The following is a 23860-nucleotide window of genomic DNA, read 5'->3' as shown; positions in this document are numbered from 1 at the left end:
TCATTGGTAAGAGTTTTATATAGTTGAGTTAAATTCCCCACCGTAAGCTTGGGGTTTTTACAGGTGCGTCCCATAAGCGAATCATCTCGTCATCTAGCTTGAGTAGAGTAATAGAGCAACCTTGCATATCTAAGGAAGTAATATAAGCACCAATCAAGTTTCGCACTATTTGTAGTCCATGCTGTTGACAAATTTCTGCGAGTTTGCGGTAGATGATATACAACTCAGAAATCGGCGTACCACCCATACTATTAACAAAAGCTAGCAAGCGATCGCCTTTGACAAAATTTGCATTTACCAGTTCCACTTCTTGCCATTCGCCTGTTTTTTCGTCCCATTCTCGTAGTGTCCGAGTATAAGATGCATCCTCAATAATTGATAGCGCTAACATCTCAGCAACTTCATCTGCTGATTTTAGACTCATGCGTTCCCTTCCGGGTTCACCGTGAATCCCGATACCGATCTCCATTTCTTGGTTCCCAAGTGTAAACGTTGGTGTACCTTTGGCTGGTGTTGTACAGGAAGTCAGGGCCATACCCATACTTCGTCCATGTAAATTGACGCGCCTACACAAAGAAGCTAGTTGTCGTAAATTATATCCCTCTTGCGCTGCTGCACCACAGATTTTTTCTGCTAGTACTGTAGTTCCGACACCCCGTCGTCCCTGGGTATAAAGACTATCTTTGACTGCAACATCATCATCGATTAAGATATTCAGCGTCTGGATACCTTCACTTCGAGCTAACTCTGTCGCCATTTCAAAATTCATCACATCGCCGGAGTAGTTCTTCACGATGTATAAAATACCTGCTTCACTATCTACAGCTTTTGCTGCTGCGAGCATTTGGTCAGGGGTAGGCGAAGTAAAAACCTCACCAGGACAAGCAGCATCGAGCATTCCCATTCCCACAAAACCAGCGTGCATCGGTTCGTGTCCACTACCACCCCCAGATATAATTGCTACTTTACCTTTGATCGGTGCATCAGTTCGATAGACAAAATTAGGATCAAAATTGACTTTAATTAAATCTGGGTGAGCGATCGCCATACCTTCTAAACTTTCGCGCACAAAATCAGGCGGATTGTTAATAAGTTTTTTCATATTTTGCTGACGGATAATTTATGGTTAAATCTCTTTATTATAAGAGTTTAAAATTTTTCCTTAAATATCTTACTGAATAAAATAGAATATTTATGAACCATGAATACAAATAATAACTATTTCCTCCAGAACTTTCTGAAGGAACATTTGCTCTTACCTGATGCTTTGAGTTAAATCCGTTGCTTTCTGCTATCTATAATATGCAATCCTACATCTACACCATTCATATAAGAACTGATATACGATAGCAGCGCATAGAATTTTTGTAGTGCGGGCATCTTACCCGCTAATAAACTTAATTGAACCTATTCTTCACTCGTAGATGTTGATTGGCTTGTTGTACCATGCAGCTTGATGAAACTATCAAATGCATACCATGCCAACACATACCAGGGAATAATTTCTAATTGCAAACCTTTGATGAGTAACTGGCGAATCGAAAGGGTAGCAAGTCCTATGGGCATAATGATTCGTAAGTCAATTAAACCCTTGGTTGCATCGTGGACTCGCTTGTTCAAATCAACAATTGAATCTGATACTCCTGCTGCTGCTTCAGATTTTCCACCTGTAATATCAGCAAAAATTATCCCTAAATCATATAGGGTAGTGAGAACATTTTTGAAACTCTCATCGTCCCGATTGTGCTGGATGGTAATACTCCCTTGCTGAACATTCATCCGCACATTATTGATACTAGGATTTGCTTCTAATGTTTTGGCGAGACGTTGCATTTCTTCCTTTTGACGATGGGAATGAGCAACTCGCAAACGTAACCTACCCGGAGTATTACTAACAATTTTTGTCAGTATTGGTTTAGGGCGTCTTTTGATGATTTTTTCCGACATTGTTTTTGGCATCTGAGTAAGAGTGCCATTACCATTTTTCAACACGTAACCACTCTCCTTGAGTAATTACAAAATTTATTTCAATCGAAGGGAGCATCCCGATTTTTTCAATATATCACTAAGGGTTTAAACCCTTATAGCGTTTCCTATGCTAATGAAGTATAGCTAGACTTCATAGATAAATCATTTCAACTTTGAGAATGTACCTCATCTGAGCGAGAACCGCTATAGCTAATAGCACAAGTCGTATAAAGACGACTCAATCAATCAAATAGACCTCTCCAGAAATGGGATATCGACCCTGACTACATAAGGCTTTTATATTCTTTTTCACCAGATGTCTAATAGTCTGCTTAAGCAGACTTTAGCTATGAGACTGCGATTTGAATCGCAGTCTCCCAAATTCAATGGATTCAATCCAAAATCGTTCGACTGAGCGCTTACGACGAAGTCCAAAAGCCAAAATTGTTAAAGGGCTAAAGTGAAAAACTTTCCTTTTCCCTTTGCCCTTTAAACTTTACCCAACAAGCGTGTTATGCACCATTGTCAGATATATTATCAGCAGCTTCAACAGCTGGCAGTTGCTTAGATTCAGCAAGTTCTGCTCTAGCTTCAGCTACCATGTCTTCCCAATTTTCGCCTAATTCTGCAAAAGCTCCTTTGCTCTTTTCATAAAGAACAAGTCCACCTTTGATCAAAGATTTAGCAATTGGTTTACCAACTCCTGCTACTACTGGAATCACAACGGGTGCTAAAATGACCGCACCAATACCTGCAATAATTCCAGGTGCGCCAGCATCTTCTACAAAGTCAGTAATTTTCGGTGCCATTATTTATTAACCTCACGTGAATTGAACTTTCTATTAAAACCTCTAATCTTAATTCATTTGAGATGAATATTTCATCTTGCTGTCGATAGAGATTTTTAATTTTATTGATAGTTTACAAGCAACAATCAACAACCAACTTTTAAACATTTGTTGGTTTGAGAAGTGGACGTAAACCATTGACTCCCGCAACAACTGTGGAACCGTTGTTAACTACTGTTGCTGCTAAAGGATTCAGCCCAAAAAATACGGCTACCATCAAAGCAGCTAAGTTAGGAATGGCAATAATACCCGTATTTTGCTGAATTAATTGCTTGGTTTGGCGAGCGATCGCGATCGCTTCTAGTAACCCATGCAAGTTATTGTGCATCAGTACCACATCTGCTGTTTCACGAGCAATATCGGAACCGTTGGCGAAGGAAACGGAAACATCAGCATATGCTAAAGCAGGTGAATCATTTATGCCATCGCCAACAAATGCAACTGTCTTGCCTTGTTCGTGTAATTCACGGACAACTGTTGCTTTTTGCTCAGGAAAAGCTTCGGCGTGAGTATGACTTGGGGCAATTCCAAGCTGTGCGGCTACAGCATTAGCAGTCTGCTGATTGTCTCCGGTGAGCATGTGTACTTCCACATTTTCCACCGTTAACAGTCTGCTAATAACTTCGCGGCTTTCGGGACGCAATAAGTCACTATATTCTATTATACCTAAAACTTGACCATTGCTGCCAACATAAATTGCCGAATCAGGTTTTTGATGTCCTTCCAAGCCGGACATGTCTATTTCTTGAAGACGCAGGAAACGTTCACTACCCACAAAAACTGTTTCGCCGTCGATCTCTGCTTTTACCCCTAAGCCTAGCTGATAGTCCCATTTGCTACGCGGTAACATCTCAACTTTGTGAGCTTCGGCATAGCGCATGACTGCTTCTGCAACAGGGTGAGTTAGACGCTGTTCAGCAGTTGCAGCTAGTTGCAGCACTCTTAGAGAAGAGACGGCAGGATTGAGACTTTCGACACCAACAACAGCAGCTTCCCCTTGAGTGAGTGTACCAGTTTTATCAAAGATAATGGTATCTAGCTGTGCCAGTTGCTCTAGCGCTCTACCACTGCGGATTAAAACACCGCGTTTTGCTGCATGGGTAAGAGCTGCCAAAACAGTAGTTGGTACAGATACCCGAATTCCTGTAGCAAAGTCTAGAGTCAGGACACTGGCGGCTCTGGCTGGGTTGCGAGTCAGGGCAAATACTGCTACTCCTAGTAACAAAGTTGGCAATACTGTTTTTTGTGCTACTGTAGCTGCATGGTTTTCCATCCGGGTATCGTGGACAGGAGCTTGCTCCATCAACTGGAGACTTTTCCCGGCACGTGTATCATTGCCAACTCGTTCTGTCAAAATATACATGCGTCCTTCCCGTACCAAGGTAGAAGCGAAGACGTTTTGTCCCTTGGTTTTGAATACAGGTACGGATTCGCCAGTTAGTTTTTGTTCATCCAGTAGCGCTTTCCCCCGCAAGATTGTCCCGTCAACTGGGACTTGTTCTCCTGGATAGACAATGACAATATCGCCACGCTGCACTTCGTGAATGGGTATTTGTTGTTTTTCACCATCTCGTTCTACCCAGGCGAATTGTCCCAGGGAACTGAGCAAATCTAAAGTTTGCTGTGCTGAACAACGAGCTGTGCGATCGCGAATCTTTTCACCAATATCAATTAAACTCAGCATTAATGCTGGTGCGAGAAATCTACCTTGGATTGTCGTAATGGCGATCGCAATCAAATCCAAAAAGTCTATATTTAGTTTTCTCTCTAGTGTAATTCCTTTCCAAGCACGTTGAAGAACAGGCAAGGTAGCAAGAGAAATGGTTCCTACCATCAAAATCGGCGGAATGGTTAAACCCAATGGGCCACCCAGCACAGCCAAAGCAGTAGCAGCGCCAGAAAGTTGTAATCCAGGCCAAGATGTCTGTGTTTCTTTTGTGGTTTTTTGGGTTGTTGGCTTTAAAACCACAACTTCTGCTGCGGATTGAAATACATGGCCTAGATGATGGCGTAGCTTAAATTCTGAAACTGTTTTAGGGTTATAAGTAACCGCAACCGATGCAGCAGCTGGCTTGAGTCGCAAGGATGTGACTAACGCATCTGCTTCTAGCAGAACTTGGAGGCGCTGTGCGTAGTCTGGATTATGACGCAAGCGAGGTACTCGTAACCGTATTCTTCCCGGAATTGTATGGATAACAGTATAGTCTACTTTGGGAAGATGAGTGCGTGAATGTCCCTTATATTCTATAAAATGGGCTTTTCCATGCTTTTGGGTCAAATTCAGTTGTGAAACTTGACCTGCGGAGGATGGTAGACCCACCTTAACTTGTACCATTGCTTCTCTCTCATAAAAAAATATTGGTGAACAATTAGACTTCTTGCAGAAGTCGGGGTAAGGATTAATACCAATTCAAAATTCAAAATTCAGAAAATCAGATGGTATCTGAGTTTTACAGTTTGCATTTGTTGCTTGATTTTAGTGAATTGGTATAAAGGAATTGAAAAATCCTTTCCCCTTTAACCTGCAAAGAGGTTTATTGGCGACGAGAAGATGGTTTGTAGTGAGGACTAAAGTCCTTATTACAAACAGTGTCTTCAAGCCTGTATTTTGTTGAAAAATTCCTGCTTTTGGGTTCTTTGCAGTTAAGCAACTGCTACATCACTAGCAGATTGCAGCAGATTTGCTAAATGGGATATTGCAGCTTCCAAAACACTGCGATCACAATCTTTGGTATTGGCTTTCACCGCAGATTTGTAAGTGATGACTATTGATCCTGCTGCACGGTTGACTCGTTCGCCGATGACTGTTGGATCTGCTTTTAATAAAGCCTCTAAGCATTGCACATATTTGGGATCACGAGCGATCCGAGGCACGTGAAAACGAATTCTTCCCGGAATGACGTGAGCAATGCTATAAGCTACTTTGTGATCTGGCTGCTTTGCTTTGTGTTCTGTTTTCTGGGGAAGCAAAGCAGAGTCAGGGCCAGATGAAGACTCTGGCAGGATTTTTGCTGTAGATAAACAAGAACTCTGGTTTTCACCGTTATGAATTTCGGAGGATGCTTGCTTGTTTATACTTACTTGAGGCAAGTTTCTGCTAAATACAAATTTGCGTTCTGTAATTGTTGCAACTGCCATTTCCTTAACAGCAGTGGTATTAAAACATCTTGTAACCAGAGGATGGGAAGATGCAGGGAGAACTGGTAATTTCTCCTGATCTTGTTTTTGTACATTTTCTGTTTGGTTAACTATTGGGTATGAATTCGCTGGTTGTATCGTTACTGGCTGTTCTCTGCCAGATTCAATCAGATTCACTAGATGCGATCGCATCTCATAATCTGACATGACTCCAGATTTGTAGATTACCACAATAGACGCAGCAGTGATATTTATTTGCACCTTCGTAACCAAAGCCTCTGCTTTCAACAACTTTACAAGACGCTCTTGATATTTATCATCTCTGGAAATGCGAGGAACACAAAACCCGACTTGTCCTGACATTGCATAGGTAATGCTATAAGTTTCTTTTGTCAGTTCAAGTTCAGTAGACTTAATCTGTCCGCTTTGTATTTGACTAGTTTTGGAGTAGGAATTTCCTGGTTGAATCGTTACTGGCTCTTGTGCAGCAGATTGAATCAGATTAGTGAGATGCGATCGCATCTCATCATCCGACATTTCTCTAGAGTTGTAAGTCACTACCACAGATGCAGCAGTACTATTGATTTGCACATTTGTAACTGAAGCTTCTGCTTTCAGTAGCTTCCCAAGTCGTTCCAGATATCTAGAATCTCTGGAAATACGAGGTACGCACAACCCGATTTGTCCTGACATTGCATAGGTAATGCTGTAGACTTCTTGGGGTGATTTCTGCTCAGTGTGATCAGTATGCTGCGTGACTCTTACTTGGGTTTTTTTTTCTGGGGTAGATACCAGTCGTAATATCGATCCAACCATTGCTTTCCTCCCTCCTCAGTCCGGGGCTGCATTAATAGGAAAGTTCGCCATAAAGGCGAGAGCATAAGACAAAGCTGGAGCTTTGAAATTAGCCCATAAACCAGTTATCTCTGGTGTTGATTCCACTTTTGTTGTCTGGAATTTTTTTTGCTGCTGTGCTTCTGTGTGTCTTTGTGTTACCGCGTCTACTTGCGGTTGCTTAGTCGTTTGCAGTGGTGCAGTCGTCTCCTTCTGTGCTAGTTGCATCAAATCAACCCAGCGAGACGCTTTGATATTGTTCGGTTGATAGGCGATCGCCACTGATGCTGCATCACAATTGATACGTACGTTTGTAACTTGGGGATCAGCTTCAAGCAATCTCTCCAAGCGTTTTGCGTAATTTCGGTCATGAGCTAGTTTTGGTACGCTCATCCTAATACGCCCCGGAATTGCATGAACAATGTTGTAAGTAATCTTTGCATTGTCCACATTTTTTGCTGGCAATAATTCTCGTTTGACAGTTGTAATTTGCTCCACTTTTGCTAAAGATATTTGAGGTGTCACTTGATGTTTTGTTATTGATTGCGTTGCAGAAGCTGTATTCAATTTTTTATTCTTTTTAGATCCCAATAATTGAGGTTCTATATAGTCAATCACACGTCGGGTAGCGTCTGCTGTAATCATGTATACCGGAATTGCTGCCAACCCGTTAATTCCTATCGCCCCTGTCACTCCTAACCCTGCAAATAAAGGAATAAACGAAAGTCCTTGCTCTTTCCAAAATTCTACAGATTTCCAAGCAGCGAATGGATCACTATTATTTTCTGAATCACAGACAGCTTGATATTGCTGAATGCCAAACTCTTGCAGTATTGCCAACATCTGTGGCAAAGACAGCCTAGTTTCATCAAATTTAACCAGCAAACTGCTGGTTTTATTATTAGTCGTAACTTCCGTTACACCGTGATGCTGCCGTAATTGCCGGGATAAACTTTCTAGTATCGAGTTATGACTGACGTCAGTGGCACGGATTCGCACGCGGCCTTGAGTTACATGAGTAATTTTGAGCTTGCCAAGCATTGATTGTGCTGTTGACCGTGTAGATACTTCACCCTTATGGTTATGAACTTCATCGCTTTGCTGATGAGCAAAGATTAAGCCAGAAGATGGTTGCAGCGGTTGACTTAACCCCTCGCGACTACTAATAGTTTTTGTCATTTACCCAATAGCTACCTCAAAGCCAAAAGGTTAACATCAAATTAAATTTAACTTAAAATTCCGCCTTTTGTATAGCTCTTTAGAATTATTTTTTGTCAAATATTATTAATTACTAATTTTTGGTATTCCTGATCCGTAACAATATCTAAGTTGCTTTCTAAGCGGTCTAAAAACACTATACCATCAAAATGATCATATTCGTGTTGAAAAATACGAGCCACAAAATTAGTTAACCATTGTCTTTGTATCTTGCCATTTCTGTCTGTGTATTCAACTTCTACTGATTCATACCTTGGTACTAGACCCCTGATCCCAGGAATGCTTAAGCAACCTTCCCAATCTTTACTCACAGTACTAGAATGAGCAATGATCCGGGGATTAATCATAGCTGTGGGTTCCATCTGTGGAGCATGAGGATACCTGGGATTAGGGCGTGACGCCACAATCATGACACAATATGGTTGAGCAACCTGAGAAGCAGCAATACCTACACCGTTAGCTTCACAAACTGTAACAATTAAATTGTCAACCAGCTGCTGAATGGCTTGGTCTTGGATATTTTCAACTTCAGCTGCTTTTTTACGAAGTATAGGATGACCTAATTGAATAATTGAGAGCATTTCGCTCATCATTTAAACTCCCATATGAAATCTTTTCATTCATAATTTTATAGACTTTCACGCTGAACAGGCAAAGCAGCAGGTCGAACTGCAACTTGCAAATTGCGTCCATCGCGTTGTACTTCTAATTGCAACGGGACTCCTATTTTACTGTTTTCTACTAATTTTTGCACTTGTTCAACCTCATTCACAGACTGGTTATTGATACTTTGAATCACATCACCTTCTCGTAGTCCAGCATTGGCTGCGGGAGAGCGTCTGATCACATCAATCAATAAAACCCCTTTATCTGTATTGATATTAATACCTAATTTCCCGATTCTTTCTTTAATTTCGGGTGTCAGCGTCACCATCTGAATACCCAAATAGGGATGATCTACTTTTCCATTAGTGATTAATTCTTTAGCGATTCTTTGAGCAGTGCTAATGGGAATAGCAAAACCTAATCCTTGAGCGCCACGAATGATAGCGGTGTTCATACCAATGACTTCTCCACGACTATTCAGTAAAGGTCCACCAGAGTTACCAGGATTAATCGCAGCGTCAGTTTGAATATAATCAACACGTTTATCGCTAGCCCCGATCGCACTACCAGAACGTCCTGTAGCACTGATAATTCCAGAAGTGACAGTATTGTCTAAACCCAAAGGATTACCAATCGCAATTACTGCTTCTCCTGGCTGCAAACTCTCAGAATTACCCAAAGCTATAGTTGGCAAATCTTTCGTATCAATCGTCACTACAGCAACGTCAGTAACTGGATCTTCCCCTATGACTCGTCCATCAAAAGTACGACCATCTTTTAATCTTACCGTTACCGTATCAGTACCATTAACAACATGAGAATTGGTCAAAATTTGACCATTGGCACTGATAATAAAACCAGAACCACTACCCCGCTCGACTCTCTGTCGAGGCTGTGGTTCATCTCCAAAAAATCGCCGGAAAAATGGATCGCCGAAGTCATCCGATCTTGATGATGTTATTGTTCTAGCAGAATCAATGCGAACCACAGATGGCCCTACCTTTTGCACCACATTCACCACAAAGTTAGGATCTCCAGATGATTGCAAAATCGCAGGAGGAGCAGGAACAGGGGCGCTAATCGGGTTTGGCACTTGAGAATTAGGTGTTTGATTTCTCGGTATGTTTACGTTACGATTACAACCAGTTATAGATATAAATGCTACGCTAGCTACAAACAGGAACCGCATATAAGACGCAAAGACATGGGGACGAACTGACGCGGGGACGAACTGACGCGAGGACGCGGAGAATTTATTAAACACACTCTCCGCATCCCCGTGTCTAACAATCTCCACCTGTTGTGAAACTTTATTTGTTAACTTACTTAACTCACAATACTGCTCGGTTAAGGATTTTTCGCTGCGATTTTGGGAATCTAGAGACCGTAAATTTCGCTTCTCTACAGAGATTTTAGGTTGGTCGATTTTCTTAACCGAGTAGTATTGACTTAACTCAGTATTAAGATTTCTCTGTTGCAAATTCTTGTCTGCATTCTTCATCCGTGCTTACTTCTCCATCTGAATCTGTGAGTGATAGGATATTGCCTACTGGGGGAATCTAAACATTAAATTAGTGAACAGTTATCAAATTTATGGTGTGAACTCAACAATTTTAGATTTTGGATTGACCCTGCTAACTGATAACTGATCACTGATAACTGTTAGATTGGTGCTTGCTTATATTATTGTGACGGTTAGCAGCAAAGGTGGTAAATAATGGCAATTCCCATAGATAGTCTGTGGAGTCAGGTTTTGGAACGCTTGCAGCTAGAACTATCCCGTCCCACCTTTGAAACTTGGATCAGAACTGCTAGCGCTGAACGATTAGAAAATAACTATTTAGTAATTTGTACTCCCAACCCCTTTGCTCGTAATTGGCTGCAAAAATACTACATTAAGACAATTGCTGATGTTGTTCAGGATATTCTGGGTTATCCTGTGGTAATTTATATTACTGTTGCTCAAGGTGATGATGTGTCTCAGTTTACAGACAAAGAAGCATCTTTATCATTACCATTTCAGAGTAATATTGCCGAAAATGCTGTCAAAAATCGGCTGAAAACGACTGAACTCAATCCCAAATATGCCTTTTCACGATTTGTAGTCGGAGCCAATAATCGTATGGCTCATGCTGCTGCTTTGGCGGTTGCTGAATCACCTGGTAGAGAATTTAATCCCTTGTTTTTGTGCGGTGGTGTGGGTTTAGGTAAAACTCATCTCATGCAGGCGATCGGACATTATCGCTTAGAAATTTGCCCAGATTCAAAAATATTCTATGTTTCTACCGAACAGTTTACAAATGATTTAATCACTGCTATTCGCAAAGACAGTATGCAAAGTTTTCGCGAACACTACCGAGCAGCAGATTTGATTTTAGTTGATGATATTCAGTTTATTGAGGGTAAAGAATATACCCAAGAAGAATTTTTTCATACATTTAATACCTTACATGAAGCTGGCAAACAAGTTGTGATTGCTTCTGATCGCCCTCCTAATCAAATTCCTCGGCTGCAAGAACGTCTCAGTTCTCGGTTTGCAATGGGCTTGATAGCTGATATTCAACCGCCAGATTTAGAAACTAGAATGGCTATTCTGCAAAAAAAAGCCGAGTATGAAAATATCAGTCTACCAGAGGATGTAATTGAATATATTGCCTCTAATTACACCTCAAATATTCGAGAATTGGAAGGAGCATTTATTCGGGCGCTAGCATATGTTTCCATTTGGGGTTTATCGATGACGGTAGAAAATGTTGCACCAGTTTTGGAACCTCCTACTCAAAAAGTAGAAGCAACCCCAGAAACAATTTTGACTATCATTGCTGATGAGTTTAATGTTACCATTGAAGACCTTAAAAGCAACTCACGACGGCGAGAAATTAGTTGGTCTCGTCAGATAGGAATGTATCTAATGCGGCAGCACACGGATTTAAGTTTGCCTAGAATAGGAGAGGAATTTGGTGGGAAAGACCACACAACAGTTATGTACAGTTGTGAGAAAATTATTCAATTAAAAGAAACAGATAAAAACTTGGCACAAACACTACGCCAACTGAGCGATCGCATTAATCTGACAAGCCGCCCCAAGTAGGATATCGGGTGTCGGGGATGGGGGACAAGGGGGGTAATTAACAATAGACAATAAAGTATTAATTAATAACTAAAATTATTAAGTAAACTATAAAAAAGTATTAAGAATAAATTAGATTGTGGAAAAATCATAAAGATTCTGTGGAAAACTCATAAAGATTCTGTGGAAAACTCTGGTGAGCATAATTACCCTGTGGAAAAAGTTCCCAGTTTTTCCACAAGTTTTCCACAATAATCCCCAATCCCCAATCCCCAATCCTTGCCCAAGGGTGCTACCATATCCAAGCACACCAGCTAACCCTGATCATGAAACTCGTTTGTAATCAAAGCGATCTCAGTACTCACCTTTCACTAACCAGCCGTGCTGTTCCTTCTCGTCCTACTCATCCAGTTCTGGCGAATGTGCTGTTGCAGGCTGATGCTGAAACAAATCAAGTTAGCCTAACAGCGTTTGATTTGAGTTTGGGTATACGGACGAGTTTCGGTGCTGAGGTTTTACAACCAGGGGCGATCGCTCTACCTGCGAAATTACTCAATGATATAGTTTCTCGTTTATCAGAGGGAGAAATTACTCTGGACGATGAATCATCTTCTACAGCCGAGAACTTACCAGACTATAGCGGTTTAATTGTCACACTCACACCTAAGAGCGGACGTTATCAGGTGCGAGCAATGGGAGGCGAAGAGTTTCCAGAATTACCCGTAATTGAAAATGCTCAACCTATGCAGTTCAGTGCGACTACACTAATTGAGGGTTTGCGGGGTTCATTATTTGCTACTAGTGCAGATGAAACCAAGCAAGTACTAACTGGTGTACATTTGACAGTTAAGCAAGATACCCTAGAATTCGCCGCTACTGATGGACATCGCCTCGCAGTCGTAGAAACTACAAATGAGAGTCCAGATGCTAGTAGTGAAGATAGTTTAGAGGTGACAGTACCAGCAAGAGCCTTGCGTGAACTAGAGCGGATGTTGGCTCATAATTCTGAATCTGAAGAACCTGTGGCTTTATATTTTGATCAAGGTCAAGTTGTATTTGAATGGCAGCATCAACGCTTAACTAGCCGTACTTTAGAAGGTCAGTATCCTGCTTACCGTCTACTTATTCCTAAACAATTTCAAAGAGAATTGACATTAGAAAGAAAGCAATTATTGAGTAGTTTGGAACGAATTGCTGTACTCGCAGACCAAAAGAATAACTTGGTGAAAGTCAGCGTTAATGGCGATGCTCAAGAAATTACCTTATCTGTGGAATCTCAGGATGTGGGTAGTGCAATGGAATCAATGCCAGCCCACATATTAGGAGAAGATATAGATATTGCTTTTAATATTAAATATTTAATGGAAGGCTTAAAAGCTTTGCCAGCTTCCGAAATTTTGATGCAGATGAATACAGAACTCACCCCAGTGATTTTTACTCCTTTGGGCGGTTTAAAAATGACTTATTTAGCTATGCCTGTACAGTTGCGTAATTAAATGTATCTTAGCTTTCATTTGTCTTTGACGGGGTAACTACCTAGTTATTTTCTTTGTTCTAGGAAACTACAGTATTCCGAAATTATTCGCTCCAGACAAGCTCCCCGACTTCGCATGAGTGTCGAGGATATAAGCTCTGCGATTCTCATAAATTAGGATTGTTATAAATATCTTGCCTACATCAACAGAATTTTATTTAATGCAAATATGTAAATAAAAAGACCTTAGTAAGGTTATAAATATGAAGTATTTTTACAGTCTTTCATCTGTATTGATAGGCGCGTCTATTGTGTTGACGCAATCACACATCGCAGTTGCTCTATCTTCTCAAGACATAGAAAACATAGGTAAAGAGATTACAGTACAGATTGTGGATGATCAAATTCCTCCCGCTACAGGTTCGGGAGTGATTATTAGACGTTCCGGTGACAGTTATACAGTCTTAACTGCTTATCACGTAGTCAAAGAGAGTAAAAAATATCAAGTAATTACACCAGATCAACAAAATTATGCAGTTAGCAATGTCAAACACTTGCAAGGATTAGACTTGGCAATTGTCGAGTTTAGTAGTAGCAGACCTTACAATGTTGCCAAAATCGGTAACTCTGATCAAGCAACAGCAACCACAACTGTATATGTAGGTGGATTTCCAGCCAAAACAGCAGCTATTTCTAATCCTTACTTTTCTTTCAACAAGGGACAGATAAATGCTAACGGTGCAGCCCAGCGTGATGGTTATAACTTAATATATGAAAATAAGACTCTCAATGGGATGAGTGGTGGCCCTGTACTGAATGAAAAAGGGGAATTGGTAGGTGTTCATGGTAGGGCTGATGAGCAAGAAGTTGGTATAGGTACAACCATCAATGTTGCTTTGCAAAAAATGGTAGCTGTTGGGATCGATGTAGGCGGGCGTTCATACACTAGAAATAATACTACTCCGACTGCGCCGAAAGCAGATGACTTTTTTATCAAAGCTTATGATAGTTATCGCAATAAAGACTATCAAGGAGCGATCGCCAATTATACTGAAGCAATTCGTCTCAATCCTAAATATGCTAATGCCTACTATAACCGGGGTATAGCCCGCTCTGATAGTGGAGATAAACAAGGAGCGATCGCTGACTATACTCAAACTGTGAAGATCAACCCCAGACATGACGATGCTTACTACAATCGGGGTTTAATCTACTATGAATTGCAACAATACCAAGCGGCGATCGCTGATTATAACCAGTCACTCAAAATTAAGCCCAACGCAGAAGATGCTTACCTGAACCGAGGTTTAGCACGCTATCAATTGAAAGATACACAAGGGGCGATGGCGGATTATAATCAAGCCCTCAAGATTAATCCTAACTATGACAAAGCCTACTATAATCGGGGTTTAGCTCGCTCTGCATCCGGTGATCAAAAAGGAGCGATCGCTGACTATAATCAAGCGATCAAGCTCAATCCCAATTATGACAAAGCCTACTACAATCGTGGCTTAACCCGCTATGAATTAGGAGACAGACAAGGGGAGATTGATGATTACAACCAAGCAATCAGGATTAATCCTAACTATGCTCTTGCCTACTACAATCGGGGAGTAGCTCTTTCTGAAAAGGGAGACACTAAAAAAGCGCTGGATGATTTCAATCAAACTATCAAGCTCAAACCCGATTATACCGACGCCTATATTTATCGGGGTTTAACCCTTTATGATTTGGGAGATAAACAAGGAGCATTAAATAACTTTAATCAGGCGATCAAGCTTAATCCCAACTATGACAAAGCTTACTACAACCGGGGATTAACCCGTTATGAATTAGGAGACAAACAAGGGGCTATAACTGATTACAATCAAGCTCTCAAGATAAATCCTAAATATGCCAATGCTTATCTTAACCGGGGTTTAACTCGCTCTGATTTGGGAGATAAACAAGGAGCGATCGCTGACTATAATCAGGCAATCAACTATAAACCAGGCTATGACAAAGCTTATTATAACAGGGGTATAGCCTACTTTGACTCGAAAAATTTGCAACAGGCACTTGCTGATTTTAATCAAGCCATCAAAATTAATTCTCAATATGCCAATGCTTACTACAATAGAGCGCTAACACGTCGTGATTTAGGAGATAAAAAAGGCGCTCTTGCTGATTTTAAACAAGCCGCAGAGCTTTATCGGCAACAAAACAATAATAATTATTACGAGGATACACTCATTCAGATTAGAAAACTAGAACAGTAAAAAGGGAATGCGGGGAAAGGGGAAAGGGGAAGTAGGAAAACCAACTACCCTTATTGACCCATAACCAATCACTAAAAATCGCTCCTCTATCAAAGGAGCGATTTTTGTAGATATCAAGGTTGGTCTAGACCCATAATCATTAAAAAGCAAATTTTATCTTGGAATTAGCAAAGTTCAACCCTCTGCCGTTCACTTTTTTTACACCACTATTTGAAAAGTTGACTGTAAAGGGGTCTGAGTTTCATTTTACCTTGATTGATGTATAAAAAATTATAGAACTTGTGCTTCTACTAGTTAACTGATCTCAGATCAGTAGTAGAAAGCTAATGTATCATAACTTTTGCTTTTGTATGTTCAGAAGTACAGCTAGCTACTTCGTCTTTAAGAGTCACAGATTTAGTGATATCTGAAATTAAGGCTGGGGTAGCATCTGGTAAGCTCCAAACATCTTCCAATTTTTCCCAAGAGGGAGCAAATGGTGGTAGAGCAAAGGAACAAGCTTTCCAAGAAGCTTGTACTGGCGCTCCCAACTGTTGACACATACCACCACGACGCCCTTCTGGTTGGTAATAACGACAATATTTGCAGGCAGAAGTTAAGTATTTAATGTTTTTCATATATTATGGTGCCTTCTAAGGCTTGTTGACATAATCTAATTTTGCATACACTTATTAATGCTGTTTTGTACCAAAAAGCATATTTATATATGGGTTATAGCGATCCCCAAGAAGGATATTGCTTTAGATTTTTTTTATCTTCGTGTTATGTTTGTCAACTATTTTGTTAACAATACGACACACAACCAAATAAATTGAAATAGGTCTGATTTTAGATAAAACAGGTTGGGGATCAAGGGTAAAATAAAAGTTATTGAGGTGTTAAGACTTTTAATTTAGTACCAGAATATAGTGTAAGATGATTTTTTATATATTCTGGCATAGTAGATAAATAGAAAAGGTAGCATACATAACCGTACTTTCTTGATTTTATTTAATCTTCGCTTTTTTAATTTATTTACTGACCACTCTGAATTTGCTAAAAAATGGTGTAATGACTATGTAGAGTTTATACTTACCAGTGAAAGCTATTTCTGGTAACGACTTTCTTCTTATTGGTGAAATTTGTCTAGTATGCGCCATGTGAGGGGTTTGTTTCAATTCAACTTGTGAAGTTTTGCGTAATTAAAGCTGTTTGTACTGTAGTAGTCCTTTGAATGCTTACGTAGATTTTACGACTACTACATATTGATGTGACGTATTAAATCAGTACAAGCCTTACGCAATCAATAAACGAGGTTGATATGACAGAAGACCGCAGTGCCAAAGTCGGAGGGAGTGCTGACAGCAGTGCGATCATTACTGGCGATCGCAACACTGCTACTATCACTATCATCAACTACAATTACCGTGAAAATACAACGGTAGTACCTATTGAATCTACGGTTGCTACGGACGAAACCCTTCCCTGTCCCTATCGCGGTTTGTTTCCCTTTGGTCCCAATGATGCGGAGTTTTTCTTTGGACGTGAGGTATTTGTAGAAGAACTATTCGCGGCGACTCAAAACCGTAATTTTATACCTGTGTTGGGTGCGTCGGGAAGCGGTAAATCTTCCGTGGTGTTGGCGGGATTAGTGCCAAAGCTGCAAAAAGCAGGTTACTGGAAGTTTACCCATTTTCGTCCCGGTTCAGAACCATTCCAAGCTCTGGCTGAGTCGCTGGTTCCCCTTTACGAGCCGGATAAAAATGCTACTGAGCAAATGTTTCAAGCTCGTCAGTTAGCTGAATACTTTGCTAATGGTTCCGTTCCTCTTCAAGATGTTTTCTCCAAAATTCAACGGAATTATCCCAATCATCGGGTTTTGTTGATTGCCGACCAGTTTGAAGAACTTTATACTTTGTGTGCGGATCAAAAAACTCGCCATAGTTTTTTAGATATCTTATTAGCCTGCTTTCAATCTTCCCCAGGCAAGACTAATGTGCTAGTTGCAACCATGCGGGCAGATTTCTTAGGCAATGCTCTATCATATCCCCCTTTTGGAGATGTATTAAAAGCTGATATTAAGCTCAGGTCGATGAATCATAATGAACTTTCACAAGTGATTGCAAAACCTGCTGAAAAGTTGGGGGTAACATTTGAAGGCGGACTGGTGGAACGCATTTTGGATGATGTGCAAGATGAACCAGGAAATTTACCTCTTTTGGAGTTTGCGTTAACCCAATTGTGGAAGCAGCGCCAGGGTAAACAGTTAACTCATACAGCTTATCAGCACATAGGTAAAGTACAAGGTGCGTTGGCTCGTCATGCAGATCAGAATTATGGTAAGTATAGTACAGCCCAGAAAGAACAGGTACGGCGGATTTTCATCCAATTAGTGCAACCGGGTGAAGACAGACAAGATACGCGACGAGTGGCGACGAAAGCCGAATTGGGTGAAGAACGCTGGAAATTGGTGACACAGTTAGCGGATGATCGATTAGTCGTCACCAGTCAAAATGCTGCTAACCAAGAAACTGTGGAAGTTGTTCATGAAGCGTTGATTCGTAATTGGGAAGAACTGCGACAATGGATGAATGCAGACCGTAGCTTTCGCGCTTGGCAAGAAAGGCTGCGGTTCGCAATGCTTCAATGGCAAAAAATGCAACGGGATGAAGGGGCATTGTTGCGGGGTGCAGTGTTAAAAGAAGCCGAAGAAAAGCTGGAACAACGCCGAGAAGAACTGAGCAAAGGGGAGCAAGAATTTATTCAAGCTAGCGTAGCACTACGTCAAGGTGGTAAGCAGCGAATTTACTTGAGTTTGGGGGGGATTGGGAGTATCCTCTTACTGGCGCTGGGGTTTTGGGGTTGGTTGAATTATACAAGTCCGGGGCAATTGACTCAAATTCGCTGGAACTTGACTGATGTGAGTCAGCGGACGGGTCCTGAGTATCAATCAAAAGCGGCTGTCGCCTTTGCTAAGGATGAAAATTCTGCTCAAGCCGCTCCCTTGCTCGAAAAAGCACTCGCCTCTGCCAACCAGATTCAGGATTCCGAAGACAAAGCCAATGCCTTAAGTGCCATTGCCCAAGCCATTGGCAAGCTCAACCAATCCGAAAAAGCCGCTCCCTTGCTCGAAAAAGCACTCGCCTCTGCCAACCAGATGGAGAATTCCAGTTACAAAGCGTATGCCTTAATAGCCATTGCCCAAGCCTATGGAGAAGCTCAACAACCCGAAAAAGCCGCTGATTTGCTCGAAAAAGCACTCGCTTCTGCCAACCAGATGGAGAATTCCGAAGACAAAGGCCATGCCTTAAGTGCCATTGCCCAAGCCATTGGCAAGCTTAACCAATCCGAAAAAGCCGCTGATTTGCTCGAAAAAGCACTCGACTCTGCCAACCAGATTCAGGATTTCCGTGGCAAAGCGTATGCCTTGAGAGCCATTGCCCAAGCCATTGGCAAGCTCAACCAACCAGAAATTGCCGCTGATTTGCTCGAAAAAGCACTCGCTGCCAACCAGATTCAGGATTCCGAAGACAAAGCAAGAGGCTCAAGAGCCAGTGCCCAAGCCTTTGCCTTAATAGCCATTGCCCAAGCCTATGGAGAAGCTCAACAACCAGAAATTGCCGCTGATTTGCTCGAAAAAGCACTCGCTGCCAACGAGATTCAGGATTCCTTTTACAAACCAAGAGTTTTAAGAGCCATTGCCCAAGCCTATGGCAAGCTCAACCAACCCGAAAAAGCTGCTGATTTGCTTGAGGGAGAGATCGCCTCTGCCAACGAGATTCAGAATTCCGATGACAAAGCCTATGCCTTAAGTCTCATTGCCCAAGCCATTGGAGAGCTACAACAACCCCAAACAGCTGCTCCCTTGCTCGAAAAAGCACTCGACTCTGCCAACCAGATTCAGGATTCCGATGACAAACCAAGAGTTTTAAGAGCCATTGCCCAAGCCATTGGAGAGCTACAACAACCCCAAACAGCTGCTCCCTTGCTCGAAAAAGCACTCGCCTCTGCCAACCAGATTCAGAATTCCGATAACAAAGCCAGTGCCTTTATTACCATTGCCCAAGCCATTGGAGAGTTACAACAACCCGAAACAGCTGCTCCCTTGCTCAAGCAAGTGATCGCCTCTGCCAACCAGATTCAGGATTCCCGTTACAAAGTTTATGCTTTAAGAGCCATTGCCCAAGCCTATGGAGAAGCTCAACAACCCGAAAAAGCTGCTCCCTTGCTCAAGCAAGTGATCGCCTCTGCCAACCAGATTCAGGATTCCGAAGACAAAGCCTATGCTTTAAGAGTCATTGCCGAAGGCATTGGCAAGCTCAAGCAACCGGAAAAAGCCGCTCCCTTGCTCGAAAAAGCGATCGCCTCTGCCAACCAGATTCAGGATTCCGATGGCAGAAGATCCACAGCCTTAAGAGACATTGCCGAAGCCGCAGCGGACTTGAAAAACTGGGGACAGGCACTGAAAGCTACGCAACAATGCCCCAGTGACGATTGTCAGGTGGAATTGCTGGCGAAGGTTTTAACGGTTCATGCCGAGCAGCAGCATCGTGAGTTGAAGGAGGGGAGAACGAGGAGGAGGAGGAGTAAATCATTCGTAGTCTCAACAAGTCGGGTTTCGACTTCGCTCAACCCTCAACCGTCGAGAGTTGAGCGAAGTCGAAACTCGGTTTATTGGTAGAAACCTTGAAAATGGTGCGTTGCGCGACAACACACCCTACTGGACTAGCTTAATGTTTGCAACCAAGAAACACCAAAGCCAGATGTGGGTATCTAGTAAAAGTTTCACTGAACAAGGCAAAAGTAAAAAGTTAAAAGGCACTCATAAAGAAAAAGGAAAATGGTTTGATAGCGTAGCGTGGCGTTAGCCATAGCCCCCAACTTCGGTTATGGAACGAAATAAAAACATTTATTTCAAGCGGAAAGTGCCGCGAGAAATAAGACGTTCATTACAAATCCCCTCAATTTATTTATGGGGATTATCTTTTTACTTTTTACTTCTTACTTTTTACTTTTTACTTCTTAATGAAGCACTTCCCAAGTCCTAAGGGAAACTGCTGGAGTTATTAAATCTCCAAAAATTTCTCCGCTTCCTTTCATTGCTCCAAAATTTGCACGTTTAGGTTGAATTGTCGCAGGAGATATAATTACTAATGGTTTGCCTTCATGGGTAACAGTTAAGGGTGTTTTAGTACGTTGTACTTCTGTTAATAGTTTTTGGAGATTTTCAGGTAATTCGTTGGTACTAATTTGTTGCATTTTGGGTCTAATAGCTTAGTTTATCTTTTTTATCCCCTTTCTATCTGTATGGTACTGCAAAAATCCTCTCCTTAATTTCCTGCAACACATCACCATATCAAAATCAAATAACACTGTGAAAAAAATCCTCATCCTCTCCGCCAACCCTAAAAACACAATTAATCTGCGCTTAGATGAGGAGGTGCGGGAAATCAAAAACACACTGCAACTCTCTCCAAATCGAGAGGAATTTCAAATCATCACTGAATCTGCGGTACGAGTGGATGATTTAACCCGCTTTTTGTCTCACCATCAACCAACAATTGTTCACTTTTCTGGACATGGCTCTGGTACTGATAGATTAGCTTTGGAAGATAATTCTGGACACGTGCAACTTGTCAGTACCCAAGCCCTGGCAAAGCTATTTGATTTGTTTGAGTCACAAGTTGAGTGTGTTTTACTCAACGCCTGCTACAGCGAAGAACAAGCTACAGCAATTCATCAATACATTGATTGCGTGGTGGGGATGAATCAGGCGATTGGAGATAGAGCGGCGATTAAGTTTAGCGTCGGATTTTATACTGCCTTAGCAGCACTCAGGAATTATGAGGATTGTTTTCAAATGGGTTGTACCTCCATTGATTTGCAAGGAATTCCAGAATATTTAACCCCAACAATCAAAATGAGGCGACGGCGTTATCAGACAGTACAGGCAACAAATCCAGCCAAATTTGACAAAGATAATGGTGTGAATCATGACAATAAAAGCGGACAAAACCGTTCAGTTTCTATTGGGGGTAATGCCACTGGTAGCGCAATTATCACGGGAGATAGTAGCACTGCAAACGTCAATTTTCAACAAGTCAGTTTACCTGCACCTGCAAGCGTCAACATACAAGCAGAACTCAATGCCTTACGTGAAATATTAGCGAAGTTAGAAAGCTCAGACCGTCGTAAAATTGACAATGCCTTTGCTGATGCACAGGAGGAGTTAAATAAGTTACAGCCAGATAAAGATGAAATAGGTGATGCATTAAACCGAGCCTTGAAATATGCCAAGAAAGCTGAAGGGTTTGCCGATGCGATCGCCAAACTTCAGCCACATCTCACAAAAATTACTGCATGGCTAGGTGCTAATTGGCACGATTTGTTAAATTTGGTGAATTTAACAATTTAATTTTTAACGAGAAAACTTTTTAGCAGCACATAAACAACAAACACCCCAACGCTGGAGTTCACCGGGGGGTGTGGGACATTCACACTGAGGACAAAGGGGTAAATGGTGCGATCGCGTTTGTATTGTCACTGCCCAATCTGCAAAAGTTGTATTAGCATCACCAGCACTGGAGTTGACATGATTTTCTGTAGCGATTTGTTTACCAAGGTAACTTGGATGCTGGGGATTTACAGATGAGTTTGGTTGATTAGCAACTTGTTTGCTAGAGTGCCACTCAGCAGTCGAAAAGCGAATATCCACTAAAGGATTAGGAAGTAGTGCATTTAATTTTACAAGTAGCCTTTGACGTTCAAAAGTCAAGTTTTGCGCCCAAGCAGCACTAGAAGTTGCCACCCACAACACGTTACGCTGAATTGACAATGGACGAGTATGGGCTGCTACTGCTGTTCCTACAACTTCAGACCAACATTTAAGCAAACGTTGAAATGGTTGCTCTTGTAGCTTGGTCTCTAGTTGGAGAACATTTAAGATATCATTAACAGATTTCAACGACATCCTAGTTTATGAGCGTCACAATTAAATTTGGTTGATGCATCACATCAAAATATATGTAAATGTACGATAGTGTTGGTACACAGATATTTTTAATGAAACGATTGGCGATCGCACTTGGCTTTTTTAGTTTACCTTTTGATTAATCTGGCAGTCTAGGTTTGAGGCAGATAGGCAATGAGTCAAAACCCTGTGGTAGATTCGGGTGCAAAATCCTCCAAAACACCTGAGTTAAAGCCAGTACTTGCAGCAGCACTGGCGAGTTTAGAAGTACAACTGGATCAAGAGTTGGCACGTTATCGACGTACACGATTTACATACAAGACACTTAGTCAAACTCGTATGGGTAGTCCCATCAGTAGTAAATTTCAACAGATAATTGCCACTTCTACAACTGAAGTTAAAACCCCATCACCAGTCACCAACTGTAGTGAGGAAATATCCTTACCACAGTTTTCCACCACCGCAACACAAACATCTGAACCAGACACCCAAGAACAAGTACAAGTACCAAGACCAGTCAAGGAAGAATCTACACAGCAACAGCGCACTTCCACTATTCACTCTGCACCTGTACCAAATTCCGCTAGTATTGTGCCTGCGTTAATTAAAACAGATGAGAGTGAGAATATCGTCAAAGCAGACGACATTCCCAAACCACCTAATGACTATTTAGAATCGTCAGAAGCACTGCTGCGAAGTTTAACAGAAGAACAATCACCAACCCAGAAGCGTAAGAATTCTCATGACAGTCTGCTCTCACCTTTGGGTATAGGCTCAATGCTACTGCTGTTGATGGCAAGTCTTAGCCTTAGTTATGCAGTATTTAATCTGAAAAGTTTGCCGAGTTTGAGTTTCGGTGGTTTATTTAAAAAAAATACCCCGAATCACCAACCACCAACAAACAACCAACCAAAAATTACCGCAGTCGCACAACCAGAACTTACACCCATCCCTAAAATTCCCAATCTAGAAACTAGCGAATTTCCTGAAGTTAAAAATCCCGATGATGTTGTTGGTTTAACACCAAAACCCAAGCCAACACTTGTAAAAGAATCTAGTCAAGTTACTCAAAATCCGACAATAGCACCTGAGACGACTACAGAAGCACAACCAACATTCTCGCCGATCGCATCACCAACTGTTGCTGCTGGTGTGATTCCTACCACGCCAAAACCAACACCAAGTCTACAAAATATCGATGATCCAGGAATAAAACCATCGACGGATGGATTTTTTCACATCATTATAAATAATAAAGATGAAAAAAGCTTCGCCACAGTCAGGCAAGTAGTTCCTGATGCTTATTTATCAAAAGATAAAAAATTAATTTATCTGGGAGCTTTCAAAACTAAAGAACAAGTCAAAAAACAGATGCAATTTTTACAAAGTCAGGGAATTACAGCCAAAGTCGAGTAGCTAATAAGCTTTGGTTCCCAGAAAAGAATCATTTCGGCGAACCCAGAAATCATTTCGGCGAACCCAAAAATCATTTCGGCG

Annotated in this window: 18 protein-coding genes and 1 pseudogene; 7 read left to right on the top strand and 12 right to left on the bottom strand. The window is 41.4% G+C overall.

Translation table 11 applies throughout. The features are described 5' to 3' along the window. Positions 1-28: 28 nt before the first annotated feature. The 8 genes from dhaK to AC5JMK_RS06740 form a co-directional block, all read right to left on the bottom strand. The gene (gene dhaK / locus AC5JMK_RS06775; protein ID WP_495909705.1) at positions 29-1102 is read right to left on the bottom strand and encodes a dihydroxyacetone kinase subunit DhaK; all 1074 of its coding nucleotides are present in this window, start codon (positions 1100-1102) and stop codon (positions 29-31) included. A gap of 305 nt (positions 1103-1407) precedes the next feature. Beyond that, a complete protein-coding gene (locus tag AC5JMK_RS06770) occupies positions 1408-1992 on the bottom strand; it encodes an HMA2 domain-containing protein (RefSeq protein ID WP_495909704.1) in 585 nt (194 codons plus the stop codon). Positions 1993-2480: 488 nt separating this feature from the next. After that, entirely contained in the window at positions 2481-2777 is a 297-nt protein-coding gene (locus AC5JMK_RS06765; protein ID WP_096675156.1) for a DUF5132 domain-containing protein, read from the bottom strand. A gap of 139 nt (positions 2778-2916) precedes the next feature. Further along, entirely contained in the window at positions 2917-5151 is a 2235-nt protein-coding gene (locus AC5JMK_RS06760) for a heavy metal translocating P-type ATPase (RefSeq protein WP_096675157.1), read from the bottom strand. Between the two features lie 308 nt (positions 5152-5459). Then, on the bottom strand, positions 5460-6770 hold the full coding sequence (locus AC5JMK_RS06755) for an HMA2 domain-containing protein (protein WP_495909703.1): 1311 nt from the start codon (positions 6768-6770) through the stop codon (positions 5460-5462). A gap of 15 nt (positions 6771-6785) precedes the next feature. Further along, positions 6786-7967, bottom strand: a complete 1182-nt coding sequence (locus AC5JMK_RS06750) for an HMA2 domain-containing protein (RefSeq protein ID WP_096675159.1) — start codon at positions 7965-7967, stop codon at positions 6786-6788. A 95-nt stretch (positions 7968-8062) separates the two neighbouring features. Continuing rightward, positions 8063-8596 carry a peptide deformylase gene (gene def / locus AC5JMK_RS06745; protein WP_495909718.1) on the bottom strand — a complete coding sequence of 178 codons (534 nt, stop codon included), beginning with the start codon at positions 8594-8596 and terminating at the stop codon, positions 8063-8065. 38 nt (positions 8597-8634) lie between these two features. Further along, complete coding sequence (locus AC5JMK_RS06740) at positions 8635-9801, bottom strand: HhoA/HhoB/HtrA family serine endopeptidase (protein WP_096678830.1); 1167 nt, start codon at positions 9799-9801, stop codon at positions 8635-8637. Positions 9802-10329: 528 nt separating this feature from the next. Here AC5JMK_RS06740 and dnaA point away from each other — a divergent pair. From dnaA to AC5JMK_RS06725, 3 genes are all read left to right on the top strand, one after another. After that, complete coding sequence (gene dnaA / locus AC5JMK_RS06735) at positions 10330-11703, top strand: chromosomal replication initiator protein DnaA (RefSeq protein ID WP_096675161.1); 1374 nt, start codon at positions 10330-10332, stop codon at positions 11701-11703. A 305-nt stretch (positions 11704-12008) separates the two neighbouring features. Continuing rightward, positions 12009-13178 (top strand): DNA polymerase III subunit beta, encoded by a 1170-nt coding sequence (gene dnaN / locus AC5JMK_RS06730; protein WP_096675162.1) that lies wholly within the window; start codon positions 12009-12011, stop codon positions 13176-13178. Between the two features lie 241 nt (positions 13179-13419). Continuing rightward, the gene (locus tag AC5JMK_RS06725; RefSeq protein ID WP_495909702.1) at positions 13420-15414 is read left to right on the top strand and encodes a tetratricopeptide repeat-containing S1 family peptidase; all 1995 of its coding nucleotides are present in this window, start codon (positions 13420-13422) and stop codon (positions 15412-15414) included. Between the two features lie 323 nt (positions 15415-15737). On the opposite strand, the gene AC5JMK_RS06720 is transcribed toward AC5JMK_RS06725, so the two are convergent. Together AC5JMK_RS06720 and AC5JMK_RS06715 are read right to left on the bottom strand one after the other, a co-directional pair. Beyond that, the gene (locus AC5JMK_RS06720) at positions 15738-16031 is read right to left on the bottom strand and encodes a hypothetical protein (RefSeq protein WP_495909701.1); all 294 of its coding nucleotides are present in this window, start codon (positions 16029-16031) and stop codon (positions 15738-15740) included. Positions 16032-16387: 356 nt separating this feature from the next. Beyond that, positions 16388-16547, bottom strand: a pseudogene (locus tag AC5JMK_RS06715) (IS701 family transposase); the annotation flags it as partial. A 167-nt stretch (positions 16548-16714) separates the two neighbouring features. On the opposite strand from AC5JMK_RS06715, the gene AC5JMK_RS06710 reads away from it, so the two are divergent. Together AC5JMK_RS06710 and AC5JMK_RS06705 are read left to right on the top strand one after the other, a co-directional pair. After that, on the top strand, positions 16715-20074 hold the full coding sequence (locus AC5JMK_RS06710) for a tetratricopeptide repeat protein (RefSeq protein WP_495909700.1): 3360 nt from the start codon (positions 16715-16717) through the stop codon (positions 20072-20074). Then, a complete protein-coding gene (locus AC5JMK_RS06705) occupies positions 20043-20261 on the top strand; it encodes a hypothetical protein (RefSeq protein WP_495909699.1) in 219 nt (72 codons plus the stop codon). Before AC5JMK_RS06710 ends, AC5JMK_RS06705 begins: the two co-directional genes overlap by 32 nt. Positions 20262-20415: 154 nt before the next feature. On the opposite strand, the gene AC5JMK_RS06700 is transcribed toward AC5JMK_RS06705, so the two are convergent. Then, positions 20416-20652, bottom strand: coding sequence for a type II toxin-antitoxin system Phd/YefM family antitoxin (locus AC5JMK_RS06700; RefSeq protein WP_495909698.1), 237 nt, complete (start codon positions 20650-20652; stop codon positions 20416-20418). A gap of 115 nt (positions 20653-20767) precedes the next feature. On the opposite strand from AC5JMK_RS06700, the gene AC5JMK_RS06695 reads away from it, so the two are divergent. Then, complete coding sequence (locus AC5JMK_RS06695; RefSeq protein ID WP_495909697.1) at positions 20768-21808, top strand: CHAT domain-containing protein; 1041 nt, start codon at positions 20768-20770, stop codon at positions 21806-21808. A 3-nt stretch (positions 21809-21811) separates the two neighbouring features. Here AC5JMK_RS06695 and AC5JMK_RS06690 read toward each other — a convergent pair whose 3' ends face one another. Next, positions 21812-22363 (bottom strand): DciA family protein, encoded by a 552-nt coding sequence (locus tag AC5JMK_RS06690; protein ID WP_096675165.1) that lies wholly within the window; start codon positions 22361-22363, stop codon positions 21812-21814. A 174-nt stretch (positions 22364-22537) separates the two neighbouring features. On the opposite strand from AC5JMK_RS06690, the gene AC5JMK_RS06685 reads away from it, so the two are divergent. Next, entirely contained in the window at positions 22538-23779 is a 1242-nt protein-coding gene (locus AC5JMK_RS06685) for a hypothetical protein (RefSeq protein ID WP_495909696.1), read from the top strand. Positions 23780-23860: the final 81 nt, after the last annotated feature.

It is taken from the genome of Pelatocladus sp. (assembly GCF_059505505.1).
This window is presented reverse-complemented; position numbering and strand designations above follow the sequence as displayed.